Source organism: Verrucosispora sp. WMMD1129 (genome assembly GCF_029581255.1).
Classification (GTDB): Bacteria; Actinomycetota; Actinomycetes; order Mycobacteriales; family Micromonosporaceae; genus Micromonospora; species Micromonospora sediminimaris.
In genome coordinates, this window is record NZ_CP120741.1 from 5,889,892 (window position 1) to 5,903,716 (window position 13,825).

The window sequence follows — 13,825 nt, forward strand, 5'->3', positions numbered from 1 at the left end:
GGACGGTCGGCGCGGGCCCGGCATCCGGGTCGAGGGTGGTGGCCGGTAGCCGGCAGATCGGTTTCGACGGTGCCGACCGGCACCGGTGTCTACCCCGGTTCGGTCTCGTCTGCCCGTGTCCAGTGGCGTCCAGTGGCGTCCAGGATGCCCCGCGCTCGGCTGGAACGCGTGCCACCGTCCGTGGGCGGGATCGTCCCGCCCATCAGATCGAGGAAGGAACACGACGTGAACTTCCGGCATGTGACACCGCGAGGTCCGGCGACGGCACCGCGCGACCGAAGGGGAGGCCCCATGACAGACACCGATCGCCTGCTGCGCGTCAGCCGCACCAACTCGACGGTTCTCATCAGCCCTCAGCGGCTCGGCGCCCTGCTGTTGGCGCTCGTCCTCGCCACCGTCTTCGCCGTCTGGATCGACCAGCGGCCGGCGCGGGCCGATGCCAACGCTCTCACCGACGACAAGTCGGTGTCCGTCGCCACCGGATGGTGGTCCTACACCAACGTCACCGAGCAGTACGTGACGGACCGGCTCGACGAGCACGACGCCCGGTTGACCGATATCGAGGTGTACGACGCCGCCGCCGGCACCTACACCGTCGTCATGGTCCGTGACTCGGGCGCGTACGCGGTGCCCGGCTGGTGGTGGTACCCCAGCCTCACCTTCGCCGAGGTGGGCCAGAAGATCAACCAGCACACCGCTCGGCTGATCGACATCGATCCGTACGTGATCAACGGCCAGGTCCGGTACGCCGTGGTGATGGTCTCCAACACCGGCTCCGCCGCGCGCGCCTGGTGGTGGTCGAGTGGCGTCACCTCCGCGGCGGTCGGTGACTTCCTGGCGGCGAACAAGCCCAACGTCGGTGACCCGGTCAAGCGTCTGACCGATCTGGAGACGCACACTGTCGGGGGCAACAAGGTGTACTCCGCCATCTACGTCGCCAACACCGGGACCGACGCCAAGTCCTGGCAGTGGTGGCTCAACCAGAGCGCTGCCTCGGTGCGGCAGAAGATGGACGATTTCGGCGGACGGATCACCAACCTGGAACGTCAGGCCGACGGAACGTACAACGTCATCCAGGTGCACAACTCGGGCAGCGACGCCAAGGCGTCCTGGGTGCATTTCGGCCTCACCTCGCTGAGCCAGGCGCTCGACGTCGCGGCGCAGCACGGGGCGCGAGTGTTCGACGTGGACACGTACCTGGTCGGCGGCGCACGCCGGTACGACGCTGTCATGATCGACAACGTCAGCGCGGAGACCCGGCGGCTTACCGATCTCATCGCGCCCGCGTACACCGACGCCGATGGGCTGCCAACCGCCGACTTCGGCTTCTACCTCAAGCGGGTGGGCGGCAGCCAGAGCACCGGCCTGCGAACCACCTTGCAGTACGAGCCGGCCAGCTCCATCAAGGCGGTGCACAACCTGACCGCCATGCGCAGCGTACGCAACGGCGAATCGCTCAACTCGTCGTTCACCTACTACAACTACCCGAACAGCCCGTTCAACGCGAACACGAAGGACGCCTGTCCGATCCCGGCGGACGAGGTGCTGGCCAACCGGGTCACCAGCACCCTGGACTTCGGAAAGGACAACATGATGTCCATCTCCGACAACCGCACGACCAGAGGCATCGTCCTGAGGTACGGGTTGGGAGCGGTCCAGGGCGCGGCGAACGCGGCCGGGATGACCTCGACCACCATCAATCAGGACCAGGCCGGCTGCGCGTACCTCGGCGGGAAGCGCAACTTCACCACGCTCGTCGACATGGGCCGGCTCTACGAGGGGGTGGAGGACGGCACCCTGCTCGGCGCAGGGCAGTTCCGCACCGAGTTCTACCAGCCGATGAACACCGGCGTGGGTGGCGGCAGCCCGCTGGCGGCGATCGTGACGGCCGAGGCCAACGCGCAGGGCAAGGGCGCCGTGGCCGCCCAGTTCATCGCCCTCATGCGCAACCACTTCAAGGGCGGCAGCTACAACGTGCCGTGCTCCCAGGTCGGTTGCTCGAACGGCTGGGTCTACGTCCGCACCAACGCGGGCAGGATGGCCCTACCGGTCAAGTCGGGCGGCGTCGTGGGCGAGCGGGTCTTCGTGTACGGCACGTTCGTGGACAATCAGTACGTCTGCAACACCTGCTCGACGGTGTCGCTGGACAACGCCGTGGGGACGATCAACGCCGAACTGTTCCGCGCCGAGATCCGATCCGCCCTGCTCACCTGGTAGTCGAAGGGCCCGACCCCGACATCAGCAGGACCGCACCGCTGCTGTAGCCGGTGGGGCGTGCCGCGTCGCGCGCCCCACCGGTCATTGAAGAGACATCTGGTCCGGCGGGTGCGGCCGTCCAGCCACGCCGAGAGCGATCGATTCGCTCAGGTAACACACCGGGGGTGGCTACGGCAGCCCGAGACGGTGTGCCGTGATCAGGCAAGGGTGTCCGGTAGCCGGAAGTGCGCGAAGTGCGCCGAACCGATGAATGAGGTAATTGCAGCGATCTTCTCGCCGTCCAGGGTCAGGACGTTGATCGACCAGGCAAGGTACCTGCCGGCGTCGGCGTTCCACAGATAGCAGCCGACGGTGGGCTGGCCGTTGGCGCTGGTCGGCAGGTGCCGCCAGGAGCCGCATCCGGTCAAAGGGACCCGCACCGCGAAGTCCATTACCGCATCGACGCCCTGGTACCAGTGGGGCAGCGGCGGCATCGACCAGGTCACGTCTCTGGTCAGCAAGGTGACGAGGCCGTCGGCGTCACCGTTTTCGAGCGCGGCGGAGAACGCGACGACGATCTCTCGTAGGCGGCCGTCGTCGATCTTGCGCAGTGTCTGCTGTTGCGAGCGGGAGGGAGTCCGTTGCGCGATGACCTTGCGGGCGCGCGCCAGCGCGGAGTTCACCGATGTCGTCGACGTGTTCATCATGGTGGCGATCTCGGCGGCGGTGAAGCCCAGAACGTCGAAGAGCAGCAGCGCAGCCCGCTGGTTGCCCGGTAGGTGCTGGAGGGCGGCCACCATCGCGAGTTCGACGGCTTCGCGCTGTTCGTACCGGGCGTGCGGGCTCGCCCGGCCGCCGTCGAGACCCGCGTCCGGGTATGGCCCGAGCCAGGCGACGTCGGTGCGGGGGGCCGCGTCGAGCACGGTGTGTTGGCTGGACGGGCCAAGATCGACAGGCACGGCTCTCCGCTGCCGGGTTTCCATGAGATCCAGGCAGGTGCGGGTGGCCACCGTGTAGAGCCACGAACGCAACGAGCCGCGCCCCTCGAACCGGGCGAGTCCTCGCCACGCACGAAGCAGCGCTTCCTGCAGCGCGTCGTCGGCGTCGTGGGTGGAGCCGAGCATGCGGTAACAGTGGGCGTGCAGTTCCCGACGCAGCGACTCGACCAGGCGCGTGAACGCGGCGTTGTCGCCGTCGCGTGCACGGGCCAGGTCGGCGTCGGCACCGTCCGCGGTCGTCGCATCCGGCGTAGGCCTGAGAAAAAGATCGCTCACGAGCGACGATTCTGCCCCACGACGCGAGTCACCTACTTCCGAAGGAGCAACACAGTCCTGTTCCCAGGAGGATCACGATGAACGCCGCATCGACCGTTCCCGTCACCGCCGCGACGCTGGAGGTACCCGGCGCGCGGCTGTACCACGAGGTCCGCGGCCAGGGGCCACTCGTGGTGCTCGTCGGCGCCCCGATGGACGCCAAGTCGTTCGCGCCCCTGGCGGACCTGCTCGCCACCGACCACACCGTGCTCACCACCGACCCCCGCGGCATCAACCGCAGCCCCGTCGACGACCGCGACCGGGACTCCACCCCCGAGATGCGCGCCGATGACCTGTCCCGGCTCCTGTCCCATCTCGGCCGCGGCCCGGCCGCCGTGCTCGGGTCCAGCGGCGGCGCGGTCAGCGCACTCGCCCTCGCCCAGACCCACCCCGAGCAGGTTCATACGGTGATCGCCCACGAGCCGCCGCTGGACGAGTTGCTGGACGACCGCCAGGAACTGCGCGAGCAGACCGAGGACATGATCGCCACGTACCTCTCCGGCGATGTGCGGGGTGCCTGGACGAAGTTCCTGGCTACGGCGAACATCCAACTGCCGGACGAGGTGTTCGAGGCAATGTTCGGCGAGCGGGACGCGCAGACGGCCGCGGACGAACACTTCCAATTCGCCCACATGCTCCGTGCGACCACCCGCTGGCAGCCGGACGTAGCGGTCCTGCGCTCCGCGCCGCCCCGGATCGTCGTCGGCATCGGCGAGGACTCCAGCGGCCAGCTCTGCGACCGCACCTCAAGGGCCCTCGCCGCGGCGTTGGGTATCGCCCCGACCATGTTCCCCGGCGGCCACATCGGCTTCGTCGAGGACCCTGAGCGGTTCGCCACCCGGCTGCGTGTCGCTCTGCGTGAGGGCTGATGCGACACCGGGCCGCCGCACGGAGAGACAGCGGGGGACAAGGGGATACGGCGGTGGCCCGGCGGTCGGCCGTGTCGTCTGGTGTGGTTACCCGGTGGCGGCGTGTCGGCGGTAACGGCCGGGTGGTTGGCCGTGGGTGCGGGTGAAGGCGCGGTTGAAGGCGAATTCGGAGGTGTAGCCGACCTCATGGGCGATGGCGGCGACAGGCCGGGTGGTGTCGCGGAGCTTGCGTGCGGCTACGTCGAGGCGCCAACGGGTGAGGTAGGTCAGCGGGGGTTCGCCGACGTGGTGGGTGAATCGTCGGGCGAGGGTGGCGCGGGAGACGTTGACAATTGTGGCGAGGGTGTCCAGAGTCCAGTCGTGGCCGGGGCGCTCGTGTAGCACGGCGAGGGCACGTGCGGTGACCGGGTCGCGCAGGCCGCGTAGCCACGAGGGGGCCATGGTGTCACCTTCGGTATCGAGCCAGGCTCGGACGACGTGGATCAGCAGCAGGTCGAGTAGGCGTAGCGCGGCGGTGCCGGAGCCGGTGGCGGTGTGGCTGCGGGTCTCGTGGGCCAGCAGGTCCAGCACCGAGCGCAGCCAGGGTCCGCTGTCCGGCTGGGCGGTGGCCACGTGCAGCACCGGCGGCAGCAGCCCCAGCACGGGATGGGCGATGTCGGTCGCGTACTGGTAGCCGGCGCACAGGATCCGGGTCCGCGCCCCCGGCCCGTCGAGGACCAGTTCCCCGTCGGGACGGATGAGGCTGCGCTTGAGGTCCTCGTCGAAGCGGCGGGTCGGCAGGCCCGGATCGGTGGCCAGTTGGTGGCGGGTCCCGGCGGGCAGCAGCACGAGGTCGCCCGGGGACAGCAGGCGAGGCGGCGCGGCGTCGGTGGTGAACCAGCAGGTGCCGGTGACTACGGCGTGGAATGCGGCTCCGTGGCGGGCCGGCAGCTCGATGGCCCAGGGTGCTCGCGCGTCGAAGGTTGCCATGAGGCTCGCGTCGACCCGGGCCAGCGCCAGTACGTCCCCCAGAACATCCACCCGCACAGCGTAGGGCCGTAGCAGGGACAGCAGCGGACCGGATGAGACGGACGGGCAAACAAATGAGTAGCGCAGGCATTCATGTCCTCATCGGCGAGCGGCAGGGTGGTCGGCATGGAGATCACCGGAAGCACCGCCCTCGTCACCGGAGCCAACCGGGGCCTGGGCCGCGCCCTCATCGATGCCCTGCTGGAGCGCGGCGCCGAGCGTGTCTACGCCGGTGCCCGCGACCCGGGCATGGTCCGCCCCGATGAGCGGATCACGCCCGTCGCCCTCGACGTCACCGACCGGGCCGCCATCGCGCAGCTCGCCACCGTCGCCACCGACATCGACCTGCTGATCAACAACGCTGGCGCAGCCGCGTTCGCCCCCGCCCCGGACGCTGACCCGGACGGGCTGGCCCGGGAGTTCGCCGTCAACTTCACCGGCCTCTATGACATGATCCGGGCGTTCACCCCGATCCTCATACAGAACAAGGGCACGCTGGTCAACGTGCTCAGCCTGCTCGCCTACGCGCCGGCACCCCCGATGGCGGGCTACTCGGCATCCAAGGCCGCGGCACATTCCCTGACCCTCGCCCTGCGGCCGGCGCTGACCCGAGCCGGGATCGGTGTGCACGGCGTCTACCCCGGCGGCATCGACACCGACATGCTCGCCGGTGTGGACGCGCCCAAAGCAGCGCCTCGCTCCGTGGCCGCCGCGATCTGCGACGGCATTGCGGCCGGAGACGAGGACATCTACCCCGACCCGAGTTCCGCGCACATGGGCGAACTGTGGAATCGCGACCCGCGGGCCTTCACCGCCGCGTTCGCCGCGATGGGCTCCTGACCGTCGCACCGCCACCCACCGACAAAGGAAAATTATGAAGATCACTGTGTTGGGACTCGGCGCGATGGGCTCGCGGATGGCCCGCCGACTGCTCGCCACGGGCGAGCACGACATCACCGTATGGAACCGCACGGCCGAGGCGACGCGGCCCCTGATCGAGGTGGGTGCCGCTGCGGCGACGACGCCGGCGGCCGCCGCCGAGCGGTGTGACCTCGTGCTCAGCATGCTGCGCGACGACGACGCCGGCCGCGAGGTGTGGCTGGCGCCGGAGAGCGGCGCGCTGACCACGATGGCACCTGGGACGGTCGCCGTCGATTGTTCCACTGTGACCCCGGCGTTCTCCGCCGAACTCGCTGCCCGGTGCAGCCGGCGCGGGGTGGATTTTCTCGACGCCCCGGTCCTTGGCTCGCGCCCCCAAGCGGACGCCGGTACACTCATCTTCCTCGTCGGCGGCCGACCGGCGGTGGCGCACCGGGTGGAGCCGGTGCTGCGACAGATCGGCGGCGCCGTGCACCAGATGGGACCGACCGGGACCGGCGTACGGATGAAGCTGCTCCTCAATTCTCTGTTTGCCGTCCAGGTCGCCGCCGTCGCCGAGCAGCTCGGCGCCCTGCACGGCACCGACCTGGACACCGCCCGTGCGGTCGAAGTCCTCGCCGCCACTCCGGTGGCAAGCCCGGCCGCCGCCACCGCCGCCACCGCCATGCTCGGCCACACGTTCCCGGCGTCCTTCCCCATCGATCTGGTCGCCAAGGATCTGCGATACGCCGCCGCAGACGCTGCCTCCCGTCACGTCACCGTCGTCCTGACCCACACGGCCGCCGACACCTACCAGCAGGCGATCGACCGAGGACATGGCCAGGACAACATCACCGGAGTCGTTCAACTCTTCCGAGCGTTGCGGCCCGCCTGACAGGCGGCGGCGCACCTCGGCGATGCTGCCAGCAGCAGCGCCAACACATATCGGCTTCGTCGCACCACCTAGACGTGGATAGAGCGGAACGTCGGATGCTCCGTCATCCGGGTGTTCGCCGGACACCAGGGACGGTCTGAGGCGGGCACGGCCATCGCGCGCGTACGGGCCGACATCTACGACATCGCACAAGGCCACGCGCTCACGGCGAGAATGACCCCACGCCTCACCGGCAGGCCCCGACGGGCTATGACCACCGGAGAGGGGCACGGGCCGTGTCGGCTGCCTTTCCCGGCTTGCCGCCGCCGTTGGCCGTTACGCCCTTTCAGGGCTCACTGTTCCCGGTCCCCCGGTGTCCGGCCGCCGCAGACGGGTAGACGTCGGCGAGGGCTGGTCGATCGGTTGGGCCAGACGATGGCCCGGCGGACCCGGCCACGCGCCGAGAAACGCGACGCCCTCGGGCCGCTCGTGAGCAGCAAGGTCAGGCGCTCGGGCAGAGCCGCCTGGCCCTGACCAAGGGAGTCGATGTCATGCACATTCCTTACGGCATGATCGACGAACTCCGCGGGAGCGTCGTCGCGCCGCAGGCCCCCGATCTGGTCCCTGCCGTCGAAGGTCGGCTTGCGCTCCGCCAGGCGGGGTCTCGGGATCTGCCGGCGATGTCCCGGGCTCACGTCCAGTTGCTTCCGATCGGGCTGTTCCCGTCGCTTGGAGCCCGCTTCATCCGCCGATGGCAGCGCACTTATCTGAACTCACCACACGGCGTGGGTGTCGTCGCCGTCGACACCGCTGCCCCCCAGGATGAGGTCGTCGGGTTTGTGCTCGGTGCCAGAGACCACGCCGCCTACACGACCGAGTTGACGAAGGACAGGCGCGTACTGGTGCCCCTGGCCCTCGCCGGGTTGGCCGCGCTTGCGGTCCGGCCCCATGTTGCCCTCCGCGTCCTACGAACGCGGGCCCGGCCGTGGATCCGCCGGGTGCTGGGACACCGGGCGACTGTGGTGAGACCGGCGCGCGCTGGGTCGGTTGCGGCTCCACAGGTGGCGGTCATGACTGCGCTGGCGGTGCAGCCGGAATGGCGCAAGAGCGGCATCGGGATGATGCTGGTTGATCGTTTCGTCGAGCTTGTGCAGGAAACGGGCGCGAGGTGGGTCGAAGCGCAAACGTCGACCGGGCCCCTGGGGGCTACCGGATTCTACGAACGGTTGGGTTGGGAGGCTCGGACCCACTGGTCCACACCCGACGGTGACCGGGTACGGACCTACCGCTGCCGGGTCGGCCGCGCGGATTGAAGCCCTGGGCTCCTTCGGTGGCTGCCGACTGGGGTGCGGTATCGACAACCCGCCGATGACACTCTCGGTGCCGAGCGCTTCCCGGCAATCAGGACGCCCTGCGGGTTGCAGGTACGACAGTCAGCAGGTGTCGGCGAGCAGTGCGGTGATCCGTGTGCTGGGTTGGGCGGTCGCTGACCTGGGTCGGGCCCGGGTCAGCGTCCGGGTGACACGTCGCGGGTGACCTGGTCGATCCGCCGAAGTCGCCCGTCCGCCGAGAGCTGCCCGAACATGTAGATCTCCGTCGCGATTGTCTTCCCGGTGGCCATGTCTGCGGTCAGGGTGTATCGCGCGGCCACCCGTTCAGCCGAGTTCACCGTCTCATGGACCTCGACGCGGACGCTTGTGGCGCGCTTGCGGGCCGGTCGGACGTGCGCCAGGAGCCTCTCCCGATCGAGATGGATGCCGTCATTGCACATGACGAAGTCGGGCGTGTGGTATCGGTCGAACACCGTTGCCGCGTCCTCCCCGAAGGTGACCTCCTGCGGGTAGTGCATGAGATAGGCGGTGACATTGGCATCCATGTGTTCGCCTCCAGGTGCATCAACGTAGCTCTGACAGTACCGTCAAATTTAGCGCCACCCGGTAGGCTTGACAAACGTGTCTGAGCTAGGGGAGTCGCGGCAACGACGGCAGCGGGCCGACGCGAGGCGCAGCATGGCCGCAGTCTTGGACGCCTCGGTCGCGTTGCTGGGGCGGCAACCAGACGCGTCGATGGAGGAGATCGCAAGGGCGGCCGGGGTCTCCCGCCAGACGATCTACGCGCACTACCCATCGCGCAGCGCGCTGCTGGAGGCTGTGACGCAGCACGTCACAGCAGAGGTCGCGCGGGAACTCGGCGGCGTCGACCTCGACCGGGGCAGCGCCCTTGACGCCCTGGGACGGTGGGTCGACGCCAGTTGGGCACTGTTGGAGCGTTACCCGGTGCTGCTCACTCCGGCGATTGCCGCATCGGGGGACGGCGACGAACGGGAGCGCCACGAGCCGGTCGTCGGCGGACTGCTGCGGCTGTTCGAGCGAGAGCGCCGCTGCCGCGAGTTCGACCGGGCGATGCCGACGACCTGGTACGTCGCCGCGATCATCGGCCTCGGCCACGCCGCAGGTCGGGAGGTCACCGCTGGCCGGATGACACAGGCCGAAGCCGGTGCGGCATTCCGGGAGAGCGTGCTCAGGGTGTGCCGCGCCCCGCTGTGACAAGGCGTGCAACACCCCGCCGATTTGGCGGACGAAGGAGGGCGGCAGAGGTGTGCAGTCGGGGTTGGGGATCGAGGCAACCCGGCATGGATCGTCAGGATGGATGCCGCCGTCAGGTCGGCAAGGGATAGTGAGGCGTTGTCCCGCAGAAGCATCACCGCAGGCTCCGCTCGGGACACCACGATGCTGACGCGGGCTCGGTGTTCCCGATTCAGACCGGGATGCGAGGCTGGGCGGGTGACCTACCCGCTTGCGCGTCGCGTCTACGACACCTGCCATCTGACCGGACGGTTCCGTCTGCGCTCCGGGCAAATCAGCGAGGAGTACTTCGACAAGTACCTGTTCGAGGGAGAACCGGATCTGTTGCGCGAGGTCGCCGAAGCGATGGTGGCGCTGCTGCCGGAGTGCGACGTGCTGGCGGGGATGGAGATGGGCGGCATCCCCCTGGCCACCGTGATGTCGCAACTGACCGGGCTGCCCACGGTCTTCGTGCGGAAGCACGCCAAGGAGTACGGCACCAGCAAGGTCGCCGAAGGCGGTCCCGTGAACGGGCGGCGGGTCGTTCTGATCGAGGACGTCGTGACCACCGGAGGCGCCCTCCTGGCGTCGTGCGGACAGCTCCGCGCCATCGGCGCCCAGGTGGACACCGTGGTCTGCGCCATCGACCGTGAACAAGGCGGTCGCGAGAACCTGGCAGCCGAGGCGCTACAGCTCCACGCCGCCCTTACCCGTCGCGATCTGGAAGCCTCCCTGATGGCGTGAAAACACCGGTGCCGGCTCGATCTGCGGCAGAAGGAGTGTGCGTCGGCCGCCCGGTATGAGCGGCTGTGGCATGCCGAGGAGTCCGGATCAGAGCTCATCCAGCAGCAGAACGCCCTGTGGTGAGTAGAAGTAGTCGCGTACGTGCCTCGCCCAGTCTTCGATCTTCGGGTCCTCCGCGTGCACCAACCACTCGGACAGATGCGCGTACTCGTCGGTGTATCCGTTCTCCCAGAGCCACCGCAGCGTTTCGTGTCGACCCGCTCCGAAGATGGCCTGGGCGTCGAAGCCGGAACCCAGATCCATGTCACCAGTGCGGAACTTCGCGCCGTACAGGCGGCACGAGTCTGCGGGATCACCGATCAGGAATAGCAGGAAGGCAGCTACGTAGATCTGCTCGTACTCGTCGCTCTCCCCGTCGTCGGGACTCTCGCGCCAGGCCCTTTCGCGGTCGAAGATCTCTCGCAGCATCCCGTGATGGGGACGCGGGTCGCCGACGTCCACTATCCGGAGTGCTTCCCGGCGCGAAGCCGGACTCGACAGGTCCACAGACATGGGCACGCGTGCACAGTAGTCGAGCACGATTCGTCCAGTTGAGTCGTGGAAGAACAGGCTCGCCCTGGGTTGCCGAGCACGACGGCAGGTAGCTGACGATTCCCGGCCCCTCGGGCAGATCCATCCTGACGGATGGGCCTTTCGTACGATGGCGACGCAAGAGACACGGGACAAAGTGGTTGCCTCCCGGGTGCTCGTGCGACAGGTTTCCCGCATGGACGAGATGACGCTCGCCAACCGCACCGCTTGGGACAAGGCGTACCAGGCGCAGCAACTCCACGCCTACGACGAGATGTCGGCCGAGGCGGCGACCGGCGTCACGCTTGTCGCCAGTGAACTCGAGCTGCTCCGGGACATTCTGACGGCACGGCCCGTGGTGGTCCATCCACAGAGCGGCAATGGACAGGATGACATCGCCCTGGTCCAGGCCGGCGCTCGTGAGGTGATCGGGGTCGACTACAGCGAGACCGTGGTCCATGCCGCGCGGGGACGCGCAGACGCCCTCGGTGTCGCCTGCCGCTACCTGATCGCGACGGTCCCCGGCGTGCCGCTGCTCGACGGCTGCGCGGACCTGGTCTACACGGGCAAGGGCGCCCTCATCTGGATGCCCGACATCGATGCCTGGGCCGTCGAGATGGCCCGCCTGTTGCGGCCCGGCGGACACCTGTTCCTCCACGAGGGCCACCCGGCGACCGAGCTGTGGACCTGGGATCTGGACGAGCCGCGCATCCGACCCGACCGCAGCTACTTCGGGCGCTCTTTCGTCTGCGACGACAACAGTTTCCCAGCGAACGGGGCTGTCATGTGGCAGTGGACGCTCGGCCAGACCGTCAGCGCGGTCGTCAGGGCGGGTCTGCAAGTCCGGTGCCTTGAGGAGTATGCGGAGCCGTTCTGGCGCATGGGTGACATCGACGCGGCCGCTTTCCGCGGTCGTCTCCCGAACACGTTCGCACTGTTGGCACGTCGCCCCGCCGCGCCATGAGCCGGGTTGCGCGAATTGCGGCAGTCAGGCCAGGTGGTGGGTGTCATTGAGTTGGACCATCCAGCGGTTGTGGAAGTAGTCGTCCTCGCGCAGGTGGGTTATGCCTCCAGGGGAGAAGCGGATGCCCACCAGACCGGCCGCGTCGATCGGCATGCCAATCCAGGCCGCGAGCAGGAACGTGGCCGTTCCCCCGTGGGTCACCACGACCTGATGCTCCGCCTTCGACCGTAGGATCCGCTCCAGCGCGGCGTAGGTGCGTACGGCCAGCTCCCATTTCGTCTCAGCACCGGATACGCCCTCGTCATGACGCATCCGCTCACCGTTGGCGGGCGGCGGTATGAACCGTTAGTCCAGCCATGCCTGCGGGCGTCCTCCTGCCTCGCCGTACGACTTTTCGCGTAGGTCGGTGTCCAGCACCACGCGCGCTGCGAGCCGCTCGCCGATCACCTCCGCTGTCCGCCGGGCTCGCAGCAAGTCGGACGAGAACACCTCGACGCCAGCAGCAGACGACAACCGGTCGGCGAGCGCCTGCGCGATGAGCTCAGCGTGCGCACGGCCGCGGGCAGTCAGGTCAGAATCGAACCAACCGCCGACCAGTCCATCGACGTGGTGCGTCGCCTCCGGGTGCGTGACGACGTACAGGTTCCTCATGGGCGCAGGATGCCATGCCGCTGGTCGTTACCGTTAGGCTCCCGAGGGGCGCGTGCTGCGCAGCGATGGCGGCCTTCGGCGGGTGGCGGGCTGATGGGCATCGATTACGGACACGACCATTCGTACGCCCTAGACGCCCGCCAGTCCCTGAGCCGGCGCGACACCAGTGTGCCGGTGACGCCCGTATGAGATTGGTGTCGGCATTCGTACCGATCTGGATCCTTACCGCGCTCGGCTACGCGGCCTGTCGTTGGGGCCTGCTGGGTGAGACGGGGGCGTCGGTGCTCGGCCGGTTCGTGTTCCACCTTGCGATGCCGTCCGCGCTGTTCCTGGCTCTGTCCCGAATGCCGCTTTCCGGGCTGGCCGGTCGCTCGCTGCTGGCCTTTGGGGTGAGCACGGCTGCGGTCGTCGGGCTCGGGTGGCTCGGCGCGAGTCGGCTGTTCGGTCGCGAGCCCGGCGAACGGCCGATCTGGGGCATGGCCGCCGGGTACGTGAACTCGGCGAACCTCGGCATCCCGATCGCCACGCAGGTTCTCGGCGATGTGGCGTTCCTGGCAGAGGTGGTGCTGTTGCAGGTGCTGGTGGTGACGCCCGTGATCCTGGTCGCGCTGGACCGGCACCGCGACCCGGCCGGGCGGGTACGGGTTCGCCGTATCGCCTCCCTGCCGGTACGCAATCCGGTGATCCTGGCGTCGCTGCTCGGCGTCGCATGCTCGGCTGCCGGCCTGCAGTTGCCGTCGGCGGCCAATGCGTCGCTCGCCCTGCTGTCAGGCGCTGCGGTTCCGGCCGCCCTGGTCGCGCTCGGGGCGTCGCTGCACGGCACGACACCGTTCCGGGCCGAGCCGGCCGAGCTGGCCGTGATCACCGCGCTGAAGCTCGTCGTGCAGCCCGTCATCGCGTACGCGGCCGGATTGGCCATGCAACTGTCCGCGCCGCAGCTGCTCGCCGTGGTGGTGTGCGCGGGCCTGCCGACAGCGCAGAACACGTTCATCTTCGCCCAGGAGTACGGCGTCGGCGAGACGGTGGCCAACCGGGCGGTCATGGTGACCACGACGCTGTCGCTGGCCACCCTGGCCGCGGTGGCGGCGCTGCTCGGGTAGGTCCGTCAGCGGCGACTCGTTCAGCGATCACGGCGGCGGAAGAGGGCACTCCGGGAAAGGCTGGTCAGACGGCCTGGTCCGGTCAGAGCAGGATGGCGGATAGCGGCAGAGAAG

Annotated in this window: 12 protein-coding genes and 2 pseudogenes; 9 read left to right on the forward strand and 5 right to left on the reverse strand. The window is 68.8% G+C overall.

Going from position 1 to position 13,825, the window contains the following annotated elements:
* Window positions 1-291 precede the first annotated feature (291 nt).
* Window positions 292-2,217, forward strand: a complete 1,926-nt coding sequence (locus O7624_RS27360) for a serine hydrolase (RefSeq protein ID WP_282237850.1) — start codon at window positions 292-294, stop codon at window positions 2,215-2,217.
* A gap of 197 nt (window positions 2,218-2,414) precedes the next feature.
* On the opposite strand, the gene O7624_RS27365 is transcribed toward O7624_RS27360, so the two are convergent.
* Window positions 2,415-3,470 (reverse strand): sigma-70 family RNA polymerase sigma factor, encoded by a 1,056-nt coding sequence (locus tag O7624_RS27365; RefSeq protein ID WP_282237851.1) that lies wholly within the window; start codon window positions 3,468-3,470, stop codon window positions 2,415-2,417.
* A 77-nt stretch (window positions 3,471-3,547) separates the two neighbouring features.
* Here O7624_RS27365 and O7624_RS27370 point away from each other — a divergent pair, with 77 nt between their 5' ends.
* Window positions 3,548-4,378, forward strand: a complete 831-nt coding sequence (locus O7624_RS27370; RefSeq protein ID WP_282237852.1) for an alpha/beta hydrolase — start codon at window positions 3,548-3,550, stop codon at window positions 4,376-4,378.
* Window positions 4,379-4,465: 87 nt separating this feature from the next.
* On the opposite strand, the gene O7624_RS27375 is transcribed toward O7624_RS27370, so the two are convergent.
* Window positions 4,466-5,404 carry an AraC family transcriptional regulator gene (locus O7624_RS27375; protein WP_348774967.1) on the reverse strand — a complete coding sequence of 313 codons (939 nt, stop codon included), beginning with the start codon at window positions 5,402-5,404 and terminating at the stop codon, window positions 4,466-4,468.
* A gap of 108 nt (window positions 5,405-5,512) precedes the next feature.
* Here O7624_RS27375 and O7624_RS27380 point away from each other — a divergent pair, with 108 nt between their 5' ends.
* From O7624_RS27380 to O7624_RS27390, 3 genes and pseudogenes are all read left to right on the forward strand, one after another.
* The gene (locus O7624_RS27380) at window positions 5,513-6,226 is read left to right on the forward strand and encodes an SDR family NAD(P)-dependent oxidoreductase (RefSeq protein WP_282237854.1); all 714 of its coding nucleotides are present in this window, start codon (window positions 5,513-5,515) and stop codon (window positions 6,224-6,226) included.
* 34 nt (window positions 6,227-6,260) lie between these two features.
* Window positions 6,261-7,121: pseudogene (locus tag O7624_RS27385) on the forward strand (NAD(P)-dependent oxidoreductase); the annotation flags it as partial.
* 566 nt (window positions 7,122-7,687) lie between these two features.
* Window positions 7,688-8,431, forward strand: coding sequence for a GNAT family N-acetyltransferase (locus O7624_RS27390; protein ID WP_282237856.1), 744 nt, complete (start codon window positions 7,688-7,690; stop codon window positions 8,429-8,431).
* A 194-nt stretch (window positions 8,432-8,625) separates the two neighbouring features.
* Here O7624_RS27390 and O7624_RS27395 read toward each other — a convergent pair whose 3' ends face one another.
* Window positions 8,626-8,994 carry a nuclear transport factor 2 family protein gene (locus O7624_RS27395; RefSeq protein WP_282237857.1) on the reverse strand — a complete coding sequence of 123 codons (369 nt, stop codon included), beginning with the start codon at window positions 8,992-8,994 and terminating at the stop codon, window positions 8,626-8,628.
* A 133-nt stretch (window positions 8,995-9,127) separates the two neighbouring features.
* On the opposite strand from O7624_RS27395, the gene O7624_RS27400 reads away from it, so the two are divergent.
* Entirely contained in the window at window positions 9,128-9,664 is a 537-nt protein-coding gene (locus tag O7624_RS27400) for a TetR/AcrR family transcriptional regulator (protein WP_282237858.1), read from the forward strand.
* Between the two features lie 237 nt (window positions 9,665-9,901).
* Entirely contained in the window at window positions 9,902-10,426 is a 525-nt protein-coding gene (gene pyrE, locus O7624_RS27405; RefSeq protein ID WP_282237859.1) for an orotate phosphoribosyltransferase, read from the forward strand.
* Between the two features lie 87 nt (window positions 10,427-10,513).
* Here pyrE and O7624_RS27410 read toward each other — a convergent pair whose 3' ends face one another.
* The gene (locus tag O7624_RS27410; protein ID WP_282237860.1) at window positions 10,514-10,894 is read right to left on the reverse strand and encodes a hypothetical protein; all 381 of its coding nucleotides are present in this window, start codon (window positions 10,892-10,894) and stop codon (window positions 10,514-10,516) included.
* Between the two features lie 298 nt (window positions 10,895-11,192).
* On the opposite strand from O7624_RS27410, the gene O7624_RS27415 reads away from it, so the two are divergent.
* Window positions 11,193-11,960: a class I SAM-dependent methyltransferase gene (locus O7624_RS27415; protein WP_282237861.1), complete on the forward strand. Its 768-nt coding sequence runs from the start codon at window positions 11,193-11,195 to the stop codon at window positions 11,958-11,960.
* Window positions 11,961-11,984: 24 nt separating this feature from the next.
* Here O7624_RS27415 and O7624_RS27420 read toward each other — a convergent pair.
* Window positions 11,985-12,611: pseudogene (locus O7624_RS27420) on the reverse strand (histidine phosphatase family protein).
* Between the two features lie 185 nt (window positions 12,612-12,796).
* Here O7624_RS27420 and O7624_RS27425 point away from each other — a divergent pair.
* Window positions 12,797-13,711 carry an AEC family transporter gene (locus tag O7624_RS27425; protein WP_282237862.1) on the forward strand — a complete coding sequence of 305 codons (915 nt, stop codon included), beginning with the start codon at window positions 12,797-12,799 and terminating at the stop codon, window positions 13,709-13,711.
* Window positions 13,712-13,825 lie beyond the last annotated feature (114 nt).